This is a genomic window from Nioella sp., from assembly GCF_965215655.1.
Lineage (GTDB): Bacteria > Pseudomonadota > Alphaproteobacteria > Rhodobacterales > Rhodobacteraceae > Nioella.
Genome location: NZ_OZ244111.1, coordinates 2682193 through 2705184 on the forward strand (window position 1 = coordinate 2682193; position 22992 = coordinate 2705184).

Genomic DNA, 22992 nt, shown 5'->3' on the forward strand with positions numbered 1-22992 from the left:
CAGCCTACTCAATCGGGGCCTTTCTGCATAGCCTCGGCCTTGGCGACCTGCGCCTTGACGGCGGCGAAGCTGTCGGGCGTGACGGAAATCGAGTCGATCCCCGCATCGACCAGAAGCTGTGCAAAGGCCGGGTTGTTCGACGGGGCCTGCCCGCAAAGCCCGATCTTGCGCCCTGCCGCGCGGGCTTTCTCGATCACCGTGCGGATCATCCATAAAACCGCCGGGTCGCTTTCATCGAAGAGGTTGGCAAGCCGGTCGCTGTCCCGGTCCACGCCAAGGGTCAACTGGGTCAGGTCGTTCGATCCGATGGAAAAGCCGTCGAACCGGTCGGCAAATTCCTCAGCCCGGATCACATTGGCGGGGATCTCGCACATGACGAAGACCTCCAGCCCCGTGCGGCCCCGTTCCAGCCCGGCGCGGCCCATGACTTCCAGTACCTTGTCCGCCTCCTCCGGCGTGCGGCAGAAGGGGATCATGATGGCGACATTGTCAAAGCCCATCTCCTCGCGCAATTGCCGGATCGCCCTGCATTCAAGCTCAAATCCGGGGCTGTAGGCCGGGTCGGTGTAACGCGAGGCGCCCCGGAACCCGATCATCGGGTTTTCCTCTTCCGGCTCAAACGCCCGTCCGCCCAGAAGCTCGGCATATTCGTTGGTCTTGAAGTCGCTCATTCGCACGATGACCGGGTTGGGATGGGCGAAGGCCGCGATCTGGCTTAGCCCCCGCGCAAGCTGATCGACGAAATAGTCGGGCTTGTCGGGGTAGCCCGCCGTCAGCGCCTCGATCTCGGCGCGCTCGCCCGGATCCGTGACCTTGTCGAATTCAATCAGCGCCATGGGATGCACCTTGACGGCGTTGTTCACCACGAATTCCATCCGCGCGAGGCCCACGCCGTCAGCCGGCAACCGCCACCAGCGGAAGGCAGCAGAGGGGTTGGCCATGTTCAGCATGATCTTCGTGCGCGTTTCCGGCAGGTCCGACAGGTCCAGTTCCTCGACGCTCACCTTGGCGATCCCTTCGTGGATCAACCCGTCTTCGCCCGCCGCGCAGTTGACGGTCACATCCTGCTGATCGTGCAGCACATGGGTCGCGTTGCCGGTGCCGACGATGGCGGGCACCCCGAGTTCCCGGCTGACAATCGCCGCGTGTGACGTGCGCCCACCATGGTCCGTGATGATCGCCGCCGCGCGTTTCATCACCGGCACCCAATCGGGGTCGGTGTTGGAGGTCACAAGGATCGAGCCGTCGATAAAGCGGTCAATGTCGGCCACGCTTTCAATCAGGCAGATCCGGCCCGTGGCCACCGCGTTGCCGACGCTGAGGCCCTGCAACAGAACCTCCCCCTCCCCGGACAAGGAATAGCTGCGCAGCGCGCCCGCCTTGCGCTGGCTTTCCACCGTTTCTGGCCGGGCCTGCACGATGAAGAGCTCCCCCGTATCGCCATTTCGCGCCCATTCCATGTCCATCGCGCAGCCATAGTGGCGTTCGATGGTGGCGGCCATGCGGGCGAGGGACAGGATTTCCGCATCGCTCAGCACCCAGGCCGCGCGTTCAGCCTTGGAGGTCGGCACATTGCGCACCGGTGCGGGGCCGTTGCCACCGAGGATCATCTTGATCTCTTTCGCGCCACGCCGCTTGCCGACGATGGGGCTCAGGCTCTCATTCCCGAGAAACGGCTTGAACACCTGGTATTCATCCGGGTCCACCGCCCCCTGCACCACGTTTTCCCCAAGCCCCCAGGCCGCGTTGATCAGCACGATCTTGTCGAAGCCCGATTCCGTGTCGATCGAGAACATCACGCCCGATCCGCCCGTATCGGCCCGCACCATGCGCTGTACCCCGACCGACAGCGCCACGGCCATATGGTCAAACCCCTTCACCTCGCGATAGCTGATCGCCCGGTCGGTGAAGAGCGAGGCAAAGCAGCGGCGGCAGGCGGTTAGCAGATCGGCCTCGCCCTCGATGTTCAGGAACGTCTCCTGCTGGCCCGCGAAACTGGCGTCCGGCAGATCCTCCGCCGTGGCAGACGAGCGCACGGCCACGGCCACATCCGCCTTGCCCGCCGTTTTGCTGAGGGCCGCGTAGGAGGACAGGATGTCGGCCTCAATCTCCTCCGGCCAGTCGCCCGCCACGATGGCGGCCCGTATAGCACTGCCCGCCTCGGCCAGCGTGACCTTACCAGCCTGCCAACGGCCCACGGTCTCGGCAATCATCGCCTCCAGCCCGTTGGCGGACAGGAACGCGCGATAGGCGTCAGAAGTGGTGGCAAAGCCACCGGGCACGGCGATCCCCTGCCCCGCCAGTTCCTGCACCATCTCACCCAAGCTGCTGTTCTTGCCGCCCACAAGCGCCACATCGGCGCGGCGCAGGTCTTCGAATCCGATCACGTAGCGTGCCATGTCTGTCCTCCATTGGGGCCGGGTTGGGCCGTTGGGGGCAGGCTACGCGCGTCGCTGGCGCGGCTCCTTGATACAGGTCATGGTCGATTGACGCAGGGCGCGGCACAACCGAAGCAACAGTTGACAGGAGCCGCCGATGACCCAAGACCTGACCGCCCGCCTTGCCGCAGCCGACACGCTGGACGCTGACCTGCTGGCCGAGATCTGCACCGCCGCCTCTGCCACCTTCCCCGATGCCCCTGCACATCCCGAGGTACTGTCAGACCCGACCGAGGCGGTCATGCACCTGCTGGCCCACTGCCTGCCCGGCTGGCATATCCACCTAACGGGACAGGCCGCCGAGCCGAATGGCCACTGGCGTTGTTCCCTGCGCAAATCCGACGCCCATGACGACGATCTGGTTGTAGGGACTGCCACCGGGCCGACCATCCCGCTGGTGCTGGCGCGGGCACTTTGGGATGTGGTGCGGAAATCGGGGTGATGAACGGTGGCCCAACTCGTGCCGGAGAAAGCTCTTGCGCAGATATCGTTAGAAGGGTCGGGATTTCGAACTAAGCGGACATGTCAACAATCTATGTTATGCTGGCAGAAAGTCAGGTTTCTTGGAGTACGGAATGGGCGAAGACATCAAGGGGGGCTGCCTTTGCGGCGGGGTGGAGTACACAATTGAAAACGACTTCCAGTTCCTGCTTTTCTGTCATTGCGAGCAGTGTCGCCGTATTTCAGGTTCAGCACACGCCTCTAACCTCTTCTCCGCTGAAAGTAGCCTTTCCTGGGTGAAAGGCGCTGAACTGGTGAAATGCTTTCATCACCCAAGTCGGGACTTTACCAAAGCATTTTGCAGCAATTGCGGCTCAGGTCTTCCCTATGTCTCGAAGAGCGGTGCAATGGTTATCGTTCCCGCTGGATCACTTTACACCGAACCGCGGTTCAAGAAAGCAGCCAAGGTCTTTCTTTCCGAGTGCGCGAACTGGACACCGGCGAGTATCCCGCTTGAAGATTTTGAACGGTTTCCCAGCTATTTTTCCGACTAGCGGTCCAGGGAAAAAATGCTCACACCTGCCTTTGAGGATCTTTTCTCATCCCCACGATTACCCCCGCCCCGCTGACTGGAACTTATGCGGCGACACCCCGTATTTCTCTCGGAACCGGCGCGAGAAGTGGTTGGTCGATTCAAATCCGCAGGAGCTGGCGATATCGGCCACCTTCATATCCGTTTCCGCCAGCAGCATCCGCCCCCGGCGCAGGCGCAGATCGGTGAGGTATTGTTTGGGCGTGGCCTTCACATGGGTCAGGAACAGACGCTCGATCTGGCGGCGCGAGACCTTGAAGCGGTCAGCCAGATCGTCGAGCGAGAAGAGCTCCTCGATATTCTCTTCCATGTAGCGCAGGATCTGCAGCAGCTTGCGGTTGCGGGTGCCGATAGAGGCCGCGCGCGAGCTTTGCTGCGCCTCCTCCTCGGACCGGTGAACCGGGTGCAGGCACATGTTCAGCACCGAATGCGACATGACCGGGCCGAACCGTTCCGAGATCAGCCGCAGAAACAGGTCCGTCGCCGACGACCCGCCGCCACAGGTCACGATCCGGTCGTCGATAGCATAAAGCTGGTCCAGCGGCTCCAGATCCGGGAAGCTTTCGCGGAAGGGCGGCATGTTTTCCCAATGGAGCGTGAAATCCTTGCCCTTCAGAATCCCCGCCCGCGCCAGCGCATAAGCCCCGGTGCAGAGCCCCCCCACCTGATGACCCATCCGCCAATGCTTGCGCACCAGCCCGGCGACCTGATCGGTGACGACGGTATCGGGCTCCACCCCCGAGCAGACAAAAAGCGGCCCGGTGATTTTCGCATCCGCCAAAGCACAGGTCGCCCCGATTTCCACCCCGTTGGAGGCGCGAACCGGCTTGCCGTCCTGCGTGATCATCTGCCAGCTATAGAGCTTCTGCCCGGTCAACTGGTTGGCGATGCGCAGCGGTTCTACCGCCGAGGTGAAAGCCAGCAGCGACAGTTTGGGCAGCAGCAGGAAACTGATCATTTCCGTCTTCTGCCCGGGGGGCAAGTCTACATGCGCCACCCCCTTGGGGATGAACTCGTCGTTCATAGGCCGAGGGCCCTCCGCCGTTCTTCTGCGAAGCCCTGTACTATGCGGTCGGCTATGAGGGCAAGGATGGCCATGGCCGCACCTGCCGAAATCCCAAGTCCCACATCGCCCGATCCAAGCGCAATATAGATCGACTGGCCAAGCCCGGTGGTGCCAATCAGCGCCGCGATAACCAGCATGGCAAAGGCGTACAGGATCGTCTGGTTGAGCCCCAGAAGGATCGTCGGCGCCGCATAGGGCGCGCGCACCTCTCGCATGATCTGCCAATCGGTCGCGCCTGAGGACACGGCGGATTCCAGCATTTCGGGCGGCGTGGTGACCAGCCCGTGACGGGTATAGCGGATCATCGGAACGATGGCGTAGGCGATGATGGCAAGAAAGGCTGAGAACTCTCCGATCTGGAAGAACATCAGCACCGGGATCAGAAAGACGAAGAGCGGGATCGTCTGCAACATATCGCAGACGGGCCGGATCACCGCCCAGGCCGGTTTCGAGACGGCCGAGAGCAGTCCCAGTAACCCGCCCAGAACCGCGCAGGCAATGACAGCCGCACCGCAAAGGTAGAGCGACAGCATTGCCCGTGGCCAGAGGCCCGAAATGGCGATGAGCAGCATCAGGATGATGACAAGCCGTGTCAGCTTCCATCCGCCCGCGACCCAGGCCACCGCGCCAAGCCCGACCAGCACGAAGGGCCAGGGCAGGTCCGAGACGCCGGTTTCCACGATGCCCGCCACGATCGGGATGCACAGCCCGAAGGCCATGCGACCGGTCAACGCCACGGCAACGCCAACTGCGCCTGCCACCGCGAAAAGCGCATAGGACATGTTGGCCGTCCAGCTGAACCCCCAAGTGAAGGGCAGGACCGCACCATCAAGCCCGATGCGCAGCGGCAGCAGACCATAGAACATCGCGTTGTTCTTGATGGAGTCGAGCGTCGCCCCCGCGCTGCGGGTGAAGCTGGTCAGCGCACCGTCCACGGCCTCGACCGTGGGGGCCAGAACAGCCATGTCCCCGGGTGCGGGAAGCGCGGCCCAGGCCAGGACCGAGGCGGCGATAGCCACGGCCAGGATGATCCACGATATCCGCACGTCGAACCGGTCGCGCGACGTGGCCATGCGGGCCGAAATGCGGTCGATGATGATCGCGAAGACCACGATCACCAGCCCGGCCAGCAGGCTTTGCCCGAAATTGGCCTGCCGCATGGTCAGCAGCACTTCCCACCCGATATCGTCGAAACCGCCAATCACCGCAGCGATGATCACCATCGAGAGCGCCGCCATCAGCGCCTGATTGACGCCGATCATGATCTGGGTGGCGGCGGCGGGGATTTCCACTTGTACAAGCTGCTGCAGGCGTGTGGCACCGGACATGACCCCGGCCTCCTTCACCTCCGCCTCGACCCGTTGCAGGCCAAGAAGCGTGTTCCGCGCCATCGGCGGCGCGGCGTAGATGGCAGAGGCGATCAGGCCCACGACAGGGCCGAAACCGAAAAGCAACAGAAGCGGCGTGAGGTAAGCGAAGGTCGGCACCGTCTGCATCAGGTCGAGCGTCGCCTCGATCCAGGGCCGCGCCCGCGCGCTTTCGTTGGACCAGATGCCGATGAGCAGCCCGAGCGTCAGCGCCAGCGGCACCGAGACGAAGACCAGCGCCAGCGTGTTCATCCCCTCGATCCAGTAACCCGAGGCCAGCACGAAGCCCAGGCCCACGCCCGACATCAGGGCCAGCGACAGCCCGCCCGCATACCATCCAAGCGCCACGGTTGCGCCGATGATCAGCGGCCAGGGCGTATTCACCAGCAGCCAGTTGACCCAGACCATCGGGTATTCCAGCACCGCCGAGATCAGGCGCATCGCGGGGCGGATGATATCAAAGAGCCAATCCAATGACACGCCGATCCATTCCGTGACCGGCAGGGTCCAGGCCTCTGGCCAGACCGGCAGAAACTCGGTTGCGGATTCAAGTGCGAGGCACAAGGCGCCGACCAGCAAGGTCAGCACTGCCGCCTTCGTGCCGGGCGTCAGGCGGTCCATCACGGACGAGGCTGGCAGGCTGACGTCGCTCATGTGCGGTCCACCTGCAGGGCCTTGGCCAGATCGGAGGGGTGAATATATCCCGCCATCTGCCCGTCATTGCCCCAGACCGGCACCGGTTCGTAAAGCGACATGCAGGAGGCCAGTGCCTCCTCCAGCGTCATGTCGAGGCGCAGCTTGGGGTCGTCGGGCATGGTCGGCGGCGTATCCGTGTGCAGCACGCTTTCCAGCCGCGCATGTCGGCCCTTGGCCACATCGCGCGAAAACTCTCGCACATAATCATCGACCGGGTTCAGCACGATCTGCGCCGGCGTGCCGATCTGGACAATCCTGCCATCGCGCATGATGGCGATCCGGTCGGCCAGCTTCAGCGCTTCGGAAATGTCGTGGGTGATGAAGACGATGGTCTTATGCAGCGTCGACTGGATCTTCAGGAACTCGTCCTGCAATTGCCGACGGATCAGCGGATCGAGCGCCGAGAAGGGCTCGTCCAGGAACCAGATATCGGGGTTGGCGGCCAGCGACCGGGCGATGCCGACGCGTTGTTTCTGCCCACCTGACAGTTCGCGCGGATAGGCATTTTCGCGGCCTGTCAGCCCCACCATCTCGATCACTTCCAGCGCACGCGCGCGGCGTTCAGATTTCGATTTTCCCAACATTTTCAGCGGGAAGGCCACGTTGTCGGCGACCGTCATATGCGGAAACAGGCCGAAATGCTGGAACACCATGCCCAGTTTCGCCCGGCGCAGTTCGATCAGCCGCTTCGGATTGGCCGAGAGGATATCCTCACCGTCAATGCGCACCGATCCGGCGGTTGGCTCCACCAAGCGCGAGATACAGCGGATCATGGTCGATTTGCCGGAGCCCGACAGGCCCATGATCACGAAAAGCTCGCCTTCCTTCACCTCGAAACTGGCGTCCTGCACGGCGGGGATCAACCCGTCATCGCGCAGGGCTTCGGCGGCGTCGGGGGCGGAACTGGTCCGCCCCTGCGCGTCTTTCAATCGGGTTTTGGCGTCATTGCCGAAGACCTGCCACAACCCCTCGACGGCAATTGCCGGGGTGCCGGTCGGGGCCGAAGCGGTCATGTCCCCGATTACTCCGTCGCAGCCGCGATCATGGCCGAGATGGCGTCGGCATTCTCTGCGATATAGGCCGCCGCGACCTCCTCGACCGACATGCCGTCATTGTCGACCATGCCCATCATCGGCTGCTGATCCTCGGTCATGAACTGGTAGGCGGCGAGGATTTCAGCGGCAGCGGGCCACTGTTCCGCAAAGCCGGACCAGGTGATCTTGAAGACGCGGGTCGGCAGGAAGTCACAGTCGGACGTCGCGTTCGGGTTCGGACCGACGGAGGCATCTTCATAGCATTCCGGCGTACCGGGCGGCAGATCGACGAAGCGCACGTCATAGGCCGACACAGCCCAATGCGGTTGCCAGAAGACCATCAGAAGCGGCGTGCCGCGTTCGGTCGAAGCGCGCAGTTCGGCGATCAGCGCCCCTTCGGACCCCGCAGGCACGGCGCGGAAGGGCAGTTCCAGACCGGCGGCACGTTCGGCACCTGGGGTGCCCCAGTCGGCCGGATAGTCGATCAGGCGGCCCTGCGGGATGGTTTCGGCGGTGGCAAACTGCATGGCGCAATCGTTCAGCGCTTCCCATGCGGGCAGGCCGGGGCAGATCTCTTCCACATGGGCGGGATAGGCGAACCCTTCGCGGGCGGTCAGGCCGAGATCGCCAAGTTCCACCACGCCGCCCTCTTGCAGCACGTCATAGTAGAGATCGGGCACGTTCGAGTCCCAGACCTCCAGCGCGGCGTGAATCTCGCCTTCGCCGATCGCCGGATACATGTTGTAATACCCGGCGGTGACATATTCGACGGTATAGCCTGCCTGTTCCAGGATCTGACCTGCAACATGCGTGGTCAGGTGCTGGCCGGTCCATTCATTGATGGCCAGTCTTATTGGTGTGCCTGTATCGCCAAGATCGGCAGCGGCGGCGGTGCCTGCCAGTGCCAGAACGGACAGGCCGGAAAGAAGCACGGATTTCATGAAGTCACTCCCTGAGGTCGTTTTCTTGGATTGTTGTTCTTAGAGTCTGCACTCATTTCATATGACAAGGCGACGGATTTCCACCCAAAATTGCAGATTTCCGCCACCTGATCGCATGAAAACGGCCTGCCCCGAGAAGAGGCAGGCCGTGAAAGGTCTTGCACCTGGGCCATTTGGCCTAGCCACCCTCGCGTTCGCGCAGCAGATCGGTCAGCCAATCCGGGTCCATCTCCGGGACCGAGGACAGCAGCAGTTCCGTGTAAGGATCATGCGGCGGCCGGAACATTTCGGATTTCGGGCCCTGTTCGACCACCCTGCCCTCTTTCATCACCACCACTTCGTCGGCAATCGCCTTTACGGTCGCAAGGTCGTGGGTGATGAACATATAGGCCAGGTCGAATTCGGATTGCAGCTTGTCCAACAGCTTGAGGATGCCCTCGGCCACCAGTTGGTCAAGCGCCGATGTCACCTCGTCACAGATGATGAACTTCGGCTCTGCCGCCAGCGCCCGCGCGATGCCGATGCGCTGCTTCTGCCCGCCCGACAGCTCGGCCGGCAGCCGGTCGATATAATCGTCGGGTTCCAACTCGATCAGGTCGAGCAGATTGCGGATACGGTCTGTCAGGGCTTTGCCCTGTAGCCCCAGATACATCTGGGCAGGTCGTCCGATCAGTTCCCGGATGCGCAGCTTTGGGTTCAGCGCCGTGTCCGCCATCTGGTAGATCATCTGCGCCTGCCGAAGCTGGTCGCGAGTGCGGCGGCGATAATCGGGCGGCAGCACCTTGCCATCGAACAGGATCTCGCCCTGCCGGGGCGGCAACAGCCCGGTGATGACCCGCGCGGTGGTCGATTTGCCGGACCCGGACTCCCCCACCACGGCCACGGTGCGGCGTTCATGGATATCGAAGTTGACGTTCATCAGAACGTCGACCGAACCGTAACCAGCTGTGATGTTGCGCACGGAAACGACAGGCGTCTTGTCCGCTGCGACCGGGGGCTGTTCCGCCCGCGCGTGGCTGCGCACCGCCCAAAGCGACTTGGTGTAGTCCTCTTTCGGGGTCGACAGCATCGACCGCGTGTCGGCCTCTTCGACCTCATCGCCTTTCAGCAGCACCTTGATCCGATCCGCCATCTGCGCCACGACCGCGAGGTCATGGGTGATGTAGATCGCCGCCGTGTCGAACTGTTCCACGATGTTGCGGATCGCGGCCAGAACCTCGATCTGCGTGGTCACGTCCAGCGCGGTGGTGGGTTCATCGAAGATGATCAGGTCGGGACGGCAGGCCATCGCCATCGCTGTCATCGCCCGCTGCAACTGCCCGCCCGACACCTGGTGCGGGTAGCGGAAACCGATATTGTCCGGGTCCGGCAGCTGCATGCGGCGATACAGATCCACCGCATCGCTTTCCGCCTCGTTCCGGCCCATGACACCGTGCTGAACAGGTGCCTCGCAATACTGGTCCATCAGTTTGTGGGCCGGGTTGAAGCTGGCTGCCGCCGATTGTGCCACATAGGCGATGCGCTTGCCGCGCAGATTGCGCTTGGTCGCCTCGCTGGCTTTCATCAGGTCGATCCCGTCAAAGAGGATCTCGCCCCCCGAAATACGGCACCCGTCGCGGGTGAAGCCCATGGCGGCAAGACCCACCGTGGATTTCCCCGCCCCGGATTCGCCGATCAGGCCCAGGACCTCGCCCTTATGCAGGGTCAGGTCGATGCCATGCACGATCTCGTTCCAGGTCTCGTCGGACCGGCCCTCGATCCGCAGGCCCTTCATGGTCAGGAGGACCGGTTTTCCGTTATTTTGCTCGGTCATGGTCTTACTCCTTCAACCCGCTGGCGCGGTGCAACTGCCAGTCGACGACGAAGTTCACGCTGACCGTCAGCAGTGCGATGGCTACGGCGGGCAGCAGCGGCGTGATGTCTCCGAAGGCGATCAGGGTCGCGTTTTCCTTCACCATGGATCCCCAGTCCGCCATGGGCGGCTGCAGGCCAAGGCCAAGGAAGCTGAGCGCCGAGATCGCCAGGAAGACGAAGCAGAAACGCAGCCCGAATTCCGCCACCAAGGGCGCCATGGCATTGGGCAGGATCTCTCGTGTGATCAGGCGCCACAGCCCCTCTCCCCGCAGTTTCGCGGCCTCGATGTAATCCATCACCACGATGTTCAGCGCCACCGAGCGCGCCAGTCGGAACACCCGCGTGGAGTCGATCACGGCGATCACGATGATCAGGGTGATGACCGACGTGCCGAAGATGGTCAGCAGCAGCAGCGAGAAGATCAACGCCGGAATGGCCATGAGCACGTCCACCATGCGGCTGAGCGCCTGATCCAGCCAGCCACCAACCGTGGCCGCCAGAAGACCCAGGATCGAGCCGATGAGGAAGGCCAGTGCGGTGGTCGCAAAGGCGATGCCCACCGTGTTGCGCGCCCCGAAAATCAGGCGAGACAGCATATCACGACCCAGGTTGTCGGTGCCCAGAAGATGCGTCTCGTCCCAAGGCATGTATTCCGGCCCCACGACCATCCGTTCCGGGAACGGGGCGATGAGCGGGGCGAATACGGCCACGATGATATAGATGATAATCACCATCATCCCGAAAGACGCGGTCAGCGGCGCGGTACGCAGCTCTTTCTTGACGCCTTTCGGAGTGACGGCAATGGCGATGGTCCGGAACAGCCATCCTGCCGCCATGCAGGCCGCGATGACAGCGACGAACCAGAAGAGTCCGATAAGAATACCCATGATCCGCCCCCCTTAACGACGATGCACGAGGCGCGGGTTGGACAAGGTCGCCAACACATCCGCCGTCAGGTTCAGCAGCACATAGGCCGCGGCAAAGATCAGCGCGACCGCCTGCACAACAGGCATGTCCCGCGCCGCCACGCTGTCAACCATCAACTGGCCAAGACCGGGGAAGACGAAGACAACCTCGACCACGACCACACCGGTGATGAGGTAGGCGAGGTTCAGCGCGATCACGTTGATGATCGGGGCCAGCGCATTGGGCAGCGCGTGTTTCACGATCACCCGCATCGGCTTCATCCCCTTCAGACGCGCCATCTCGATATAAGGCGACGCCAGAAGGTTGATGATCGCCGCCCGCGTCATGCGCATCATATGGGCGGTCACCACCAGCGTCAGGGTCAGCGCCGGAAGGAAGGTGCGGTAGAGCATCTCCGCCATGGACGGATCCCCCCGGAAACTTGCCATCGAGGGGAACATGCCGCCCCGGCCCGCCAGCCAGAAGATCAGGATATAGGCGACGAAGAATTCCGGGAAGGAGATCGAGGTCAGCGCCGAGGCGTTCGAAAAGCGGTCGAAAAAGCTGTTGCGGAACAGCGCCGCAAGGATACCCAGCATCAGCGACAGGGGTACAGCGATGGCGGCAGCATAGAGCGCCAGGAACAGCGTGTTGCCAAGCCGCGTGCTGATCAGCTCGATCACCGGGCGGCGGTTCGACAGCGAATTGCCGAAATCCCCCTGCAAGACGCCGGTCAGCCATTCGATATAGCGGGTGTGCATGGGCAGATCGAGCCCCAGCTCGCGCCGGATCGCGGCAACGGTTTCAGGCGTCGCGGCCTGCCCGAGGAACTCTTCGGCGAAATCGCCGGGCAACAGTTCCGTCGCCCCGAAGATCAGAAGTGACACGATGAACAGCGTCAGCAGGCCAAGGGCCAGCCGCTTCGCGATCATGCTCCAGATATGTGACATTGGTCCCCCTTCAGGCGGCACTGCCCCCAGTGCGCCTAAGGTCACAGAATAGAAACCCCGGGCCAGAACGGCCCGGGGCGATGTGGGTCAGATCAGGCAAACCACCAGCGTTCCGCGATCCGGTGACCGTCGTTGCGCCAGTTGGAGGCAACCTGCTCGCCATGCATCAGCGCATCGCTATGCGCACCGACATAAGCCGCGAACATCGGGATCAGCGCGCCGCCTTCGTCCGAACAGATCTGCTGCATCTCGAAATACATCTCGCGGCGCAGGTCTTCGTTCAGTTCGGCACGGGCCGCAAGCAGCAGCTCGTTGAAGCGCTCGTGGCTCCAGTAGGTTTCGTTCCACGGCGCGCCCGTTTCATAAGCGGTCGAGAACATCAGGTCCTGGGTCGGGCGGCCGCCCCAGTAGGTGCCGCACCAGGGCAGCTGCATCCAGACGTTGGACCAGTAGCCATCGTTGGGTTCACGAACCACGTTGATGTTGATCCCGGCCGCTGCCGCGGTTTCGGAATAGAGAACACCCGCATCGACCGCGCCCGCGAAGGCCGCATCGGCAAGGTGGATATCCACGTCGAGGCTGTCCACGCCCGCCTGCGCCAGGTAGTAGCGCGCGCGATCCGGATCGTAGGCTTTCTGTTCCAGCTCGGTGTTGTAGTAGAGCTGACCGGAGCCGATCGGATGGTCGTTACCGACTGCGCCATAGCCGTTCAGGATGGTGTCCACCAGCTGCTGACGGTCGATGGCATATTTCAGCGCCATGCGGATGTTGTTGTCGCTGAAGGGTGCTGCGCGGGTATCCATCGGCAGGCCGTAATGCTGGTTGCCGGTGACAGACAGAACCACCACGCCCGGCGCACGCTGCAGCAGGTGCACGGTGTTGAGGTCGGCAGAGTCGATATAGTCGACCTCGCCCGAGATCAGCGCGTTCTGACGTGCGGCGGCATCGTGGATGACGATCTGTTCGACCGCATCGAAATAGGCCGCGTCCGATTTCCAATAGCCTTCGTGGCGCGAATAGGTCGCCCCGACACCGAACTCCAGTTCCTCGATCTTGTAGGGACCACAGCCATCCATGGTCATCGGATCGATTTCACCGTCACGGGACGGCAGCATCGGCAGGTGATAGTCGGCCAGCACGAAGGGGAAGTCGGCATTGCCAGAGGCCAGCGTGAAGATCACGTTCATGCCATCAACAGTCATATCCGTGATCGGCGCCACGATCGGCGCGGCGGCCGAGGTGGAATCCTCACCCATATGGTGGCGCAGCGAGGCGACCACGTCTTCAGCGGTCAGGATATGGCCGGAATGGAACTGAACGCCGGACCGGATGGTGAAGGTCCAGGTCGCGGCATCCGCCGAGGCTTCCCAGCTTTCTGCCAGTTCGGGGATCAGCGACCCGTCAGGCGCGATTTCCGTCAGGTAGTTGTTGCGGGTATGGGCCTGCAGAATGGTGAAGTCGTTTTCCCACGACCCCGGATCCATCGAGTCGGTGGTGGAGCCATGGGCCTGTGCGACGCGCAGGGTGCCGCCACGGGTCGGCTGTGCCTGCGCTTTGCGGGCCCCCATTGAGCTGATCAGCGCCGCACCACCAATGGCAGACGCGCCCTTCAGCACGCCACGGCGGCTTACACCGCCCGAAAGAAGTGAAGTCTTCGTCATGTTGCTTTCTCCGCTGTTGTCATAGTTCTTTCGAGTTTCTCACAGTCTCGAGCTGTGTTTCGTTGGCCCGCATGGTCCGGAGCAGGGGCTGCCATCGGCCTTCCGTCGCATGGTCCAAGCCATGTTTTACGCTAAACGGCTTTCGATATGCGCGGCAAGTGGTCTGAGTTGCACCCCCTGGGTCCCAATCGAAACAATGATCCTCAAATCCGCAAGCCAATTGCCCTGTTTTCGAGTTTTTCGAAACCTCAGTTCCAGAGTTCTGGCATGATGGCATCAAGTGCGGCGAGTCCATGGGGGCACTCTTGCACGGGTTTCCGAGGGCGAAAACCCAAATTCGACCGGTGATTGACGATTTGCGACACCGTTTCCGCAAAAGAAAGAAATATTCTTGCGTCCGGCCCGGATTTCCATGTCATTGACACTGAACATGCCCGATCGGCGCCGCGCCCGGCGTCGTGCCCGCCCCCCCCCCGAAAAGAGGACAGATTGATGCAAAGGCCCCCGAATATCGTGCTGATCATGGCCGATCAGCTTGCACCGCATTTCACGGGCACATACGGCCATCCGGTGGTGAAAACCCCGAATATGGATGCCTTGGCTGCCCGCGGCACGCGCTTTGATTCCGCCTACTGCAATTCGCCCCTCTGCGCGCCGTCGCGGGCATCTTTCATGACCGGCCAACTGGTTTCGAAAATCGGGGCCTATGACAATGCGGCGGAATTTCCGGCCTCGATCCCTACATTTGCCCATTACCTTCGGGTGATGGGCTATCGCACCTGCCTTTCGGGCAAGATGCATTTTGTCGGACCGGATCAGCTGCACGGGTTCGAAGAACGGCTGACCACCGATGTCTATCCGTCCGATCATGCCTGGACCCCGGACTGGACCAACCCGCACGAGCGGATCGACAAGTGGTATCATAATATGGAGTCCGTGCAGCAGGCCGGACCTGCCGCGACCACGTTTCAGATCGAGTATGACGAAGAGGCGACCTTCCTCGCCCGCCGCCGCATTCTCGAATATGCGATGCGCGGGACTGCCCCCTTTGCCATGGTGGTCAGCCTGATCCACCCGCATGACCCTTACGTGCCCCGGCCCGAGTTCTGGAATCTCTACTCCGACGACGACATCGACATGCCCCAAACCGGGCTGACGGATGACCCGCACACGCTGCGCGTGCATCACGGGATCGGCGCGGATGCGCAACCGGTGACGGAGCAGGAGATCCGCAATGCGCGACACGGCTACTACGCCAACACGTCTTATTTCGACTCCAAGGTCGGCGAAATCGTGAAGGCGTTGGAGGAATCCGGGCAGTTGGAAAACACGATCGTCATCGTGACCTCGGATCATGGCGATATGCTGGGTGAACGCGGGCTCTGGTACAAGATGAGCTTCTTCGAGCATTCCGCTCGAATCCCTATGATAATTGCAGGTCCGGGTGTCGAGAACCGGACCGTGGCAGAGCCCGTCAGCCTGCTGGATATCCTGCCAACCTTCCTCGATATCGCTACCTGTACGGGACAAACTGCCCCCGATCCGGCAATGGATCTGGATGGGCGGTCGCTCTGGCCCCTGCTTCAGGGGGCTGTGGATAACCCGGATGGCGGAGAGGTTCTTGGGGAGTATTGTGCGGAATGTGCAAGCCATCCGATCTTCATGATCCGGCGTGGCCCTTGGAAATATATTCACTGTGAGGTTGATCCTCCTCAATTATTTGACATTTATTCAGATCCTTTCGAGCGTGAGAATCTGGCAGATGATCCCGCGCATGCGCAGAAAGTTGCGGAATTCCAATCATTCATCTCCGAAAAATGGCAGGAAAAACCGCTTTACGAGGCTATTTTGGCCAGCCAGAAGCGCCGTGGACCGGTTCACAACGCCATGGAGATCGGGACCCTGGTGAGTTGGGACTATCAACCGCCCCGCGACGCCGCGCAGGAATTCGTGCGCAACCATATGGATTGGACGGTGGCGGCCGAGATGACTCGCTTCCCACCTTTTAAAAAAAAAATCAGAGAGTTAGAATAGGGTCGCTCGCCTTTGAGGCGTTTGATCAAAAAATCTGTCCCCGTCAGTTCCAACGCTGGCGGGGATTGGCTTTGAGTTGACCATGAGAGCCTTCTTTATGAATGACTCGAGAGTCGCTCAACAACTACTTGGATTCCAACAGTGAATCAGATTTCAATGACTTAGAAGGGCCGTGTTAGCCTTGACCGTCGAGAATTTCACAGGCTTTTTCAGCCAAAGGTGCAGCCAGCGCCCCCACCTGCAAGGCCCGATCCGAAGACGCATTGCCCTGCAATCCGCGATAGCCCACGCCCTGCACGATGGCCGCCAGTCGAAACAGTCCGAATACCAGGTAAAAGTCCCAGTTTTCGATCTCCGAAATTCCGACCCGCTCGCAGTATCGCGCGATGTATTCCTCTTCCATGGGAAGGCCGAGCGCCCGACGATCCACCCCTTCCAGGCCGCTCAGAACCGGCCCCGGCGGCATCCGCCACAGCATGCATTGATAGGCCAGATCTGCCAGCGGATGGCCGAGCGTAGACAGCTCCCAATCCATCACCGCAATCAACCTTGGCGTGTCCGGCGCGAACATGACATTGTCCAGCCGGTAGTCGCCATGCACCAGCGACACGCGCCCGTCATCGGCCACCATATTGGCGCCAAGCCAGTCAATGATCCGTTCCATTGCCGGGATTGGCGCGGTTTCTGTCGCCCGGTATTGGCGCACCCAGGTGGCGAACTGGCGTTCATAGTAACTGCCCGTCTTACCGAAATCCGACAGGCCCACGGCCTCCAGATCCACGCTATGAATAGCCGCGAGCGCCACGTTCATCTGATCATAGATCGCCGCCCGATCCGCAGGGTCCATTCCCGGAAGCGATGGATTCCAGAAAACCCGGCCTTCCACGAATTCCATCACGTAAAACATCGCCCCAAGCACGCTGTCATCGGTGCAAAGATGAAGCGCGCGGGCCACCGGCACATCCGTTTCGGCCAAGGCTGACAGCACCCGAAACTCCCTGTCCACCGCATGGGCCGACTTCAGCAACTCGCCCGGCGGTTTGCGGCGCAACACATAGGCCCCACTTTCGGCGCGCAGCTTGTAGGTCGGGTTTGACTGCCCATCCGAGAACTTCTGCGCCGTGCGCAACCCGCGAAAGCCCGGCAGGTGCGTCTCCAGATAGCTGCCTAACCGCCGAAGCTCCGCCTCTTCCATCAGACCGGCCCCTTGTTGCCCTCGTGATGCGCCCTGACCAGCTGCCGCCCAAGCGCCATCATATGCACCTGGTCCGGCCCGTCGGCAAAGCGTATCTGTCTAGCGTAGTTGAACAATTCCGCCAATGGCAGGTCCTGGGTCAGCCCCTTTCCGCCGTGGATCTGGATCGAGCGGTCAATCACCGTCTGTGCCATCATCGGGGCGACGATCTTGATCGCGGAAATCAGATCCTTCGCCGATTTCGCCCCCTCCTGGTCTATCTTGGCCGCAGCCTTCAGCGTCAACAGGCGCGCCTGTTCGATCTCGCACCAGCTTTTGGCGATATCCTCGCGCACTGATTGATGCTGGCTCAGGCGCCGCCCGAAGGTCTCGCGCTGCTCCACTCGGTCCATCATCAGCTCCAGCGCCCGCTGCGCGGCCCCGACCAGCCGCATGCAATGGTGAATGCGTCCCGGCCCAAGCCGGCCCTGGGCGATCTCGAACCCCCTGCCCTCGCCAAGCAGCAGGTTTTCGGCAGGCACCCGCAAATTGTCGAATTCAATCTCCGCCTCACCGAAGGGCGCATCCGCATAGCCAAGCGTCGTGACATGGCGCAGGATGTTCACGCCCGGCGTATCCCGTGGGATCAGGATCATGCTTTGCTGCTTGTGGCGGTCGGGATTGTCCGGGTCAGACTTGCCCATGACGATGAACACCGCGCAGCTTTCGCGCATACCGCCCGTGGTATACCACTTGCGCCCGTTCACCACATAGCTATCGCCATCGCGGCGGATTTCGGTGCGGATATTCGTGGCGTCCGAGGACGCGACATCCGGTTCCGTCATCGCAAAGCCAGACCGGATCTCGCCCGCCAGCAAAGGCTCCAGCCAGCGCGTCTTCTGCGCGTCGGAACCATAAAGCATAAGCGTTTCCATGTTGCCCGTATCAGGCGCGTTGCAGTTGAAAATCTCGGGCGCCCACCAGACCCGGCCCATGATCTCGGCCAGTGGCGCGTATTCGAGGTTCGACAGCTCCCCGCCATGGGCCTTGGGGCGAAAGAGGTTCCACAACCCCGCCGCACGGGCCTTTTTCTTCAGATCCTCGTAGAAATCGGGCGTGCGAAACGGCGTCTCCGTCGTCTCGAAATGCCGCGCGAAGACCGATTCCGCCGGATAGATATGCGTGTCCATGAACTCGGTCAGGCGCGCCTGCATCTCGCGCATTTTCGGCGTCGGTTCGAAATCCACCGGTTCTGTCCTCCCTCGCTGGCTGGCGCTACGTTCCGGCCCCGCCCTCGGACTGTCAACTGTGCCGTTGTGTCATTTCCCGCAAACCCCCGAAAGCGCTTGCCTTTCGCCTCCTCCCCTCTAGCCTTTCCAGCAAAGAGAGAGGCGCAGACATGACCATCCAACCGCATCCGCTATTCGACCTCACCGGGCGCGTGGCCCTTGTCACCGGTGCCAGTCGCGGGATCGGCGAGGAGATCGCGAAGATCCTGGCCGATCACGGTGCCCATGTGATCGTGTCCAGCCGCAAGCTTGACGGCTGCACCGCCGTGGCCGAGGCCATCACCGCCGCAGGCGGCAGCGCCGAGGCCTTCGCCTGCCATATCGGCGACATGGGCCAGATCGCGGCCATCTTCGACCATATCAGGGTCACCCATGGACGGCTCGATATCCTCGTGAACAACGCCGCAACCAACCCCTATTTCGGGCATATCCTCGATACCGATCTCGGCAGTTTCGAGAAGACCCTTGACGTCAATATCCGGGGCTATTTCTTCATGTCCGTCGAGGCTGGCAAGATGATGCGCGATCAGGGCAAGGGCGCGATCGTCAACACGGCCTCTGTCAACGCGCTGGAACCGGGCGACATGCAGGGCACCTACTCCATCACCAAGGGCGCGGTGGTGAACATGACCCGCGCCTTCGCCAAGGAATGCGCGCCGCTTGGTATCCGCGTGAACGCTCTGGCCCCGGGCTGGACCCGGACGCGCTTCGCCGGCGCGCTGCTGGACAGCGAAAAACACTACAGCGAGATCATGGCCCGCCTGCCCATGAAACGCCCCGCAGAACCGTCCGAGATGGCCGGCGCGGTGCTTTACCTCGTGTCGGATGCCGCCAGTTATACCACCGGGGAACTGCTGGTCGTCGATGGCGGGCTGACCATATGAAACGCTTTGAGGGCAAGGTCGCGCTCATCACCGGTGCCGCAAGTGGCTTTGGCAAATTGCTGGCTGAGGCGCTTGCCGCAGAAGGAGCGCTTCTGGTCATGGGGGACCGTAACAAATGGGGTCTACGCCATGTCGCGCGGGGGCATCTGGCCACCTATATGCGCTGTGACGTGACGAATGAAACCAAGGTCAAGGCACTTTGCGATCTCGCCATCGAACAGTTCGGGCGGCTCGACATCGCCGTGAACAACGCAGGCATCTCGGGGCCGATGAAGCCCCTGACCGAGATCCGCGAAGATGAATTCGACCTCATTCACGCGGTCAACGCCAAGGGCACATTTTTCGGCCTCAAGCACCAGATCCCCCTGATGCGGGACACCGGCGGCACGATCCTCAACGTGGCCTCCGTCGCGGGCCTTGGCGCTGCCCCCAAGCTGGCCGCCTATGCCGCCGCCAAACATGCGGTGGTGGGCCTCACGAAAACCGCCGCCATCGAGGAAGCGCGAAACAAAATCCGCGTGAATGCCGTCTGTCCCTTCTACAGCCCCACACCGATGGTCACCGAAAGCGGCATGGCCGAGATGCAAGAATTCCTGGCAAGCGCCTCGCCAATGAAACGCTTAGGCTCACCCGAGGAAATCACTGCCGCGATGCTGGCAATACTCGACCCTGCCAACAGCTACATGACCGGTCAGGCCATCGCCATCGACGGGGGCGTCACCGCCTACTGACCTTCCTCTTTGCCCAAGTACTCCCGCCGGAGGCATCCCAACTTCATCACCGGAGACGGGGCCCGAAGCCCTGGGTCCCGCCCTTTCCACATATCCGTGGCAACACGCGCCGAGGAGGTCCCCGCGCCAGCGGGGGGTGACGAGGCGCGTTCCCGGGTCGACGCCGAAGGCGGCGAAACGAAAAGGGCGGCCCCGAAGGCCGCCCTGATCCATCAACCGGGGCTCATCCCCCGCAACCGTTCAGACCGTCGCCTGAGAAGCTCCACGGTCGTCAGCAGGGCGATGGAAATCACCACAAGGATCGTCGCCACCGCCAGAATCGTCGGCGAGATCTGTTCGCGCAGACCGATGAACATCTGCCAGGGCAGCGTCTTTTGCCCGGCGGACCCGACGAACAGCACGACCACAACTTCATCGAACGAGGTGATGAAGGCAAAGAGGCCCCCGGAAATCACCCCCGGCAGGATCAGCGGCATCTGCACCTTGAAGAAGGTCGTCACCGGATCCGCGCCAAGGCTTGCCGATGCGCGCGTCAGCGACTTGTCGAAGCCCACAAGCGTCGCGGTCACGGTGATGATCACGAAGGGGATGCCAAGCGCCGCATGGGCCAGCACCACGCCAAGATAGGTCCCCTGCAACCCGATGCGGCTGTAGAAGAAATACATGCCGGCAGCCGAGATGATCAGCGGCACGATCATCGGCGAAATCAGGATCGCCATGATCGCGCCCTTGAAGGGCACATGGGACTGCGACAGGCCGATTGCGGCCAGGGTTCCGAAGGCGACCGACAGCAGGGTTGCCATGGGCGCGATCCGGACCGAGTTCCACAGGGGCTGCTGCCAATCGGGATTGGTGAAGAAATCCCGATAGTGATCCAGCCCGTAGGCATCGGGATCCAGCGCCAGCATCCCCGGCGTGAAGGTGAAGAAATCCTCGGCGTTGAAGCTCAGCGGGATGATCGTGATGATCGGGGCGATCAGGAAGAAGAAGATCAACCCGCAGATCACCCGGAAGCTGTAGAACCAGATCTTCTGGCCTGTCGAGGCATAAGGAGGAAGGCTGCTCATGTTCTTTACCCCAGCTTCACGTTGTCGATGCCCACGATGCGGTCATAGATCCAGTAGAGGATCAGCACGACCCCGAGGAGGATACTGCCAAGCGCAGCGGCCAGACCCCAGTTGAGCGACGAGGAAATATGATAGGCGATCCGGTTCGAGATGAAGGTACCCGTCCGGCCCCCGACCAGTTCCGGCGTGATGTAGTAGCCGATGGCGAGGATGAAGACGAGGATACAGCCTGCCCCGATGCCTGGAATCGATTGCGGGAAATAGACACGCCAGAAGGCCGTCCAGTCCGTCGCACCGAGCGATTTCGCGGCCCGAACATAGGAGGGCGGAATCGTCTGCATCACCGAATAGAGCGGCAGGATCATGAAAGGCAGCAGGATATGCGTCATCGCGATGATCGTGCCGGTCTGGTTGTTGATCAGTTGCAATCGCGCGTCATCGGCAACCAGCCCAACCCACACCAGGATGTCGTTGATCACCCCCTGTTGCTGCAACAGCACCTTCCAGGCCGAGGTCCGCACCAGAAGCGAGGTCCAGAAGGGCAGCAGAACCAGGATCATCAGGATGTTCGACACCCGCATCGGCAGGTTCGCCAGCAGGAAGGCAATCGGGTAGCCCAGCAACACGCAGCTGCCCATGATGACCAGCGACATGAACAGCGTCCGGCCAAAGAGCGTCACATAGATCTGACGGTCCTCCGGCTGCGAGGTGATCCCGTCCGCCGACAGTTGCATGTCGATAGCGGTCAGGAAATACCCAGGCGTGTAGGAGGGCGAATAGACCCAGATCGTCTCCATCAACTCTGGGTTCAGCCAGTCTTCGTCCAGGTCTTCGAACTGATCGCGGATCGAGATGCTTTCGAACCCGCCGACGGCTTCTGCGGCGGCGCTCAAAAGCGCGTTGCTGCCGGAATAGCCGCTGCCAGCGAGGTCACGATACAGCGAGAGATACACGAAATCCTCGATGTTTTCCTCAGCCGGATCATCTTCATTGGCCTCGATGGTGATCCGAACCCATGTATCGAAAGCGGCTGCGGTCTCGGGCAGAGCGGCGCGGATGGCGCTGTCGCCCATCAACCCGGTCCAGGTGGCGTAGTCGGCCCATGCCGCATCCAGATCGGTGAATTGATCGGTGTAGATGTCGGTGTCAAAGCGGCCAACGCCGCGGCCCGCCTGCCGGAACAGCGACGAGATGCCCGTCATCTCGTAGTTCAGACGGCTGCCAACACGGGTGTGGCGGCGGAACTCGGCGGCCTCGAACAGGTCGATATACAGCCCCGCATACACGTCCTCGCCCGGCGCTTCGTCGTGGTTCTCCCACTCCTCCATAGCGGCGACGGTGCGCGGCAGGGTCTCTCGCACGATCTGGTTTTCGACCGAGCGGAACAACATATCCGCGATCGGCAGGATGAAGGTGATCAGGATGAACAGAAGCAGCGGCGCGATCAGCAGCAGCGCACGGATCTTCTGGGCCCTGAGCGCGCGATTGAGGCTCGCTTTCAGGGGGCGCCCGTCAGCGGCCAGCACCGGGCCTGCGGGGGTATCTGCCGTATTGTCGGTCATTCGTGGCCTTCCACTAGGATAATGACACTATCCGCCGAGGCCCGGCGAATTTCGGCCACTTCCTGATATTCTGGATCGTAATAGGCGGCCTTGGCGGCCTCGAAGCTCGGGAATTCGATCACCACATGGCGTTCGAATGTCTCACCTTCCGGCACTTCCGACCGACCGCCCCGGACAATGAACTTGGCGCCCAGGTTCTGAAGGATCGGCGTATCGCGCCGGACATATTCCGGGTAGGCGTCAGGGTCGGTGACGGTGATATGTCCGATGATATACCCCTTGGGCATCTGTCCCCCGCCTTTCGT

Annotated in this window: 18 protein-coding genes and 1 pseudogene; 5 read left to right on the plus strand and 14 right to left on the minus strand. The window is 61.9% G+C overall.

Annotated elements, in window-relative coordinates:
• Positions 1 to 8: 8 nt before the first annotated feature.
• Entirely contained in the window at positions 9 to 2399 is a 2391-nt protein-coding gene (ppsA, locus tag ACOOEX_RS13360; protein WP_420395293.1) for a phosphoenolpyruvate synthase, read from the minus strand.
• 136 nt (positions 2400 to 2535) lie between these two features.
• On the opposite strand from ppsA, the gene ACOOEX_RS13365 reads away from it, so the two are divergent.
• Positions 2536 to 2880, plus strand: coding sequence for a hypothetical protein (locus tag ACOOEX_RS13365; RefSeq protein ID WP_420395294.1), 345 nt, complete (start codon positions 2536 to 2538; stop codon positions 2878 to 2880).
• Positions 2881 to 3013: 133 nt separating this feature from the next.
• Positions 3014 to 3433 (plus strand): GFA family protein, encoded by a 420-nt coding sequence (locus tag ACOOEX_RS13370; protein WP_420395295.1) that lies wholly within the window; start codon positions 3014 to 3016, stop codon positions 3431 to 3433.
• Positions 3434 to 3490: 57 nt separating this feature from the next.
• Here the strand turns inward: ACOOEX_RS13370 and ACOOEX_RS13375 are convergent, their stop codons facing one another.
• The 8 genes from ACOOEX_RS13375 to ACOOEX_RS13410 all read right to left on the minus strand — a co-directional run bounded on the left by ACOOEX_RS13375 (position 3491) and on the right by ACOOEX_RS13410 (position 13946).
• Complete coding sequence (locus tag ACOOEX_RS13375; protein WP_420395296.1) at positions 3491 to 4429, minus strand: GlxA family transcriptional regulator; 939 nt, start codon at positions 4427 to 4429, stop codon at positions 3491 to 3493.
• A 62-nt stretch (positions 4430 to 4491) separates the two neighbouring features.
• Positions 4492 to 6558, minus strand: a complete 2067-nt coding sequence (locus tag ACOOEX_RS13380; RefSeq protein WP_420395297.1) for an ABC transporter permease — start codon at positions 6556 to 6558, stop codon at positions 4492 to 4494.
• Positions 6555 to 7613 carry a quaternary amine ABC transporter ATP-binding protein gene (locus ACOOEX_RS13385; protein WP_420395298.1) on the minus strand — a complete coding sequence of 353 codons (1059 nt, stop codon included), beginning with the start codon at positions 7611 to 7613 and terminating at the stop codon, positions 6555 to 6557. The genes ACOOEX_RS13380 and ACOOEX_RS13385 overlap by 4 nt, the downstream gene beginning before the upstream one ends.
• Before the next feature lie 8 nt (positions 7614 to 7621).
• Positions 7622 to 8575, minus strand: a complete 954-nt coding sequence (locus ACOOEX_RS13390; protein ID WP_420395299.1) for an ABC transporter substrate-binding protein — start codon at positions 8573 to 8575, stop codon at positions 7622 to 7624.
• A gap of 178 nt (positions 8576 to 8753) precedes the next feature.
• On the minus strand, positions 8754 to 10388 hold the full coding sequence (locus ACOOEX_RS13395) for an ABC transporter ATP-binding protein (RefSeq protein ID WP_420395300.1): 1635 nt from the start codon (positions 10386 to 10388) through the stop codon (positions 8754 to 8756).
• 4 nt (positions 10389 to 10392) lie between these two features.
• On the minus strand, positions 10393 to 11316 hold the full coding sequence (locus ACOOEX_RS13400) for an ABC transporter permease (protein ID WP_420395301.1): 924 nt from the start codon (positions 11314 to 11316) through the stop codon (positions 10393 to 10395).
• Between the two features lie 12 nt (positions 11317 to 11328).
• Positions 11329 to 12285, minus strand: a complete 957-nt coding sequence (locus ACOOEX_RS13405; protein ID WP_071690835.1) for an ABC transporter permease — start codon at positions 12283 to 12285, stop codon at positions 11329 to 11331.
• 92 nt (positions 12286 to 12377) lie between these two features.
• Positions 12378 to 13946, minus strand: coding sequence for an ABC transporter substrate-binding protein (locus ACOOEX_RS13410; protein WP_420395302.1), 1569 nt, complete (start codon positions 13944 to 13946; stop codon positions 12378 to 12380).
• A gap of 492 nt (positions 13947 to 14438) precedes the next feature.
• On the opposite strand from ACOOEX_RS13410, the gene betC reads away from it, so the two are divergent.
• Positions 14439 to 15980: a choline-sulfatase gene (gene betC / locus ACOOEX_RS13415; protein WP_420395303.1), complete on the plus strand. Its 1542-nt coding sequence runs from the start codon at positions 14439 to 14441 to the stop codon at positions 15978 to 15980.
• 175 nt (positions 15981 to 16155) lie between these two features.
• Here the strand turns inward: betC and ACOOEX_RS13420 are convergent, their stop codons facing one another.
• Positions 16156 to 17175 (minus strand): phosphotransferase family protein, encoded by a 1020-nt coding sequence (locus ACOOEX_RS13420; RefSeq protein ID WP_420395304.1) that lies wholly within the window; start codon positions 17173 to 17175, stop codon positions 16156 to 16158.
• Positions 17175 to 18401 carry an acyl-CoA dehydrogenase family protein gene (locus ACOOEX_RS13425; protein WP_420395305.1) on the minus strand — a complete coding sequence of 409 codons (1227 nt, stop codon included), beginning with the start codon at positions 18399 to 18401 and terminating at the stop codon, positions 17175 to 17177. Before ACOOEX_RS13425 ends, ACOOEX_RS13420 begins: the two co-directional genes overlap by 1 nt.
• A gap of 152 nt (positions 18402 to 18553) precedes the next feature.
• On the opposite strand from ACOOEX_RS13425, the gene ACOOEX_RS13430 reads away from it, so the two are divergent.
• Both ACOOEX_RS13430 and ACOOEX_RS13435 read left to right on the plus strand, forming a co-directional pair.
• Positions 18554 to 19327 carry an SDR family oxidoreductase gene (locus ACOOEX_RS13430; protein WP_420395306.1) on the plus strand — a complete coding sequence of 258 codons (774 nt, stop codon included), beginning with the start codon at positions 18554 to 18556 and terminating at the stop codon, positions 19325 to 19327.
• Positions 19324 to 20058 carry an SDR family NAD(P)-dependent oxidoreductase gene (locus tag ACOOEX_RS13435; protein ID WP_420395307.1) on the plus strand — a complete coding sequence of 245 codons (735 nt, stop codon included), beginning with the start codon at positions 19324 to 19326 and terminating at the stop codon, positions 20056 to 20058. The genes ACOOEX_RS13430 and ACOOEX_RS13435 overlap by 4 nt, the downstream gene beginning before the upstream one ends.
• Positions 20059 to 20270: 212 nt before the next feature.
• Here the strand turns inward: ACOOEX_RS13435 and ACOOEX_RS13440 are convergent.
• From ACOOEX_RS13440 to ACOOEX_RS13450, 3 genes and pseudogenes are all read right to left on the minus strand, one after another.
• Positions 20271 to 21116: pseudogene (locus ACOOEX_RS13440) on the minus strand (ABC transporter permease); the annotation flags it as partial.
• 14 nt (positions 21117 to 21130) lie between these two features.
• Entirely contained in the window at positions 21131 to 22687 is a 1557-nt protein-coding gene (locus ACOOEX_RS13445) for an ABC transporter permease (RefSeq protein WP_420395308.1), read from the minus strand.
• The gene (locus tag ACOOEX_RS13450; protein WP_420395309.1) at positions 22684 to 22974 is read right to left on the minus strand and encodes a DUF1330 domain-containing protein; all 291 of its coding nucleotides are present in this window, start codon (positions 22972 to 22974) and stop codon (positions 22684 to 22686) included. Before ACOOEX_RS13450 ends, ACOOEX_RS13445 begins: the two co-directional genes overlap by 4 nt.
• Positions 22975 to 22992 lie beyond the last annotated feature (18 nt).

Bases quoted from the DNA above. Each gene is read 5' to 3' on its own strand.
- ACOOEX_RS13375 (WP_420395296.1), bottom strand. From the start codon at position 4,429: ATGATCAGTTTCCTGCTGCTGCCCAAACTGTCGCTGCTGGCTTTCACC.
- ACOOEX_RS13400 (WP_420395301.1), bottom strand. From the start codon at position 11,316: ATGGGTATTCTTATCGGACTCTTCTGGTTCGTCGCTGTCATCGCGGCC.
- ACOOEX_RS13435 (WP_420395307.1), top strand. From the start codon at position 19,324: ATGAAACGCTTTGAGGGCAAGGTCGCGCTCATCACCGGTGCCGCAAGT.
- ACOOEX_RS13390 (WP_420395299.1), bottom strand. From the start codon at position 8,575: ATGAAATCCGTGCTTCTTTCCGGCCTGTCCGTTCTGGCACTGGCAGGC.
- betC (WP_420395303.1), top strand. From the start codon at position 14,439: ATGCAAAGGCCCCCGAATATCGTGCTGATCATGGCCGATCAGCTTGCA.
- ACOOEX_RS13420 (WP_420395304.1), bottom strand. From the start codon at position 17,175: ATGGAAGAGGCGGAGCTTCGGCGGTTAGGCAGCTATCTGGAGACGCAC.
- ACOOEX_RS13385 (WP_420395298.1), bottom strand. From the start codon at position 7,613: ATGACCGCTTCGGCCCCGACCGGCACCCCGGCAATTGCCGTCGAGGGG.
- ACOOEX_RS13445 (WP_420395308.1), bottom strand. From the start codon at position 22,687: ATGACCGACAATACGGCAGATACCCCCGCAGGCCCGGTGCTGGCCGCT.
- ACOOEX_RS13370 (WP_420395295.1), top strand. From the start codon at position 3,014: ATGGGCGAAGACATCAAGGGGGGCTGCCTTTGCGGCGGGGTGGAGTAC.
- ACOOEX_RS13365 (WP_420395294.1), top strand. From the start codon at position 2,536: ATGACCCAAGACCTGACCGCCCGCCTTGCCGCAGCCGACACGCTGGAC.
- ACOOEX_RS13410 (WP_420395302.1), bottom strand. From the start codon at position 13,946: ATGACGAAGACTTCACTTCTTTCGGGCGGTGTAAGCCGCCGTGGCGTG.
- ACOOEX_RS13430 (WP_420395306.1), top strand. From the start codon at position 18,554: ATGACCATCCAACCGCATCCGCTATTCGACCTCACCGGGCGCGTGGCC.
- ACOOEX_RS13380 (WP_420395297.1), bottom strand. From the start codon at position 6,558: ATGAGCGACGTCAGCCTGCCAGCCTCGTCCGTGATGGACCGCCTGACG.
- ACOOEX_RS13405 (WP_071690835.1), bottom strand. From the start codon at position 12,285: ATGTCACATATCTGGAGCATGATCGCGAAGCGGCTGGCCCTTGGCCTG.
- ACOOEX_RS13395 (WP_420395300.1), bottom strand. From the start codon at position 10,388: ATGACCGAGCAAAATAACGGAAAACCGGTCCTCCTGACCATGAAGGGC.
- ACOOEX_RS13450 (WP_420395309.1), bottom strand. From the start codon at position 22,974: ATGCCCAAGGGGTATATCATCGGACATATCACCGTCACCGACCCTGAC.
- ppsA (WP_420395293.1), bottom strand. From the start codon at position 2,399: ATGGCACGCTACGTGATCGGATTCGAAGACCTGCGCCGCGCCGATGTG.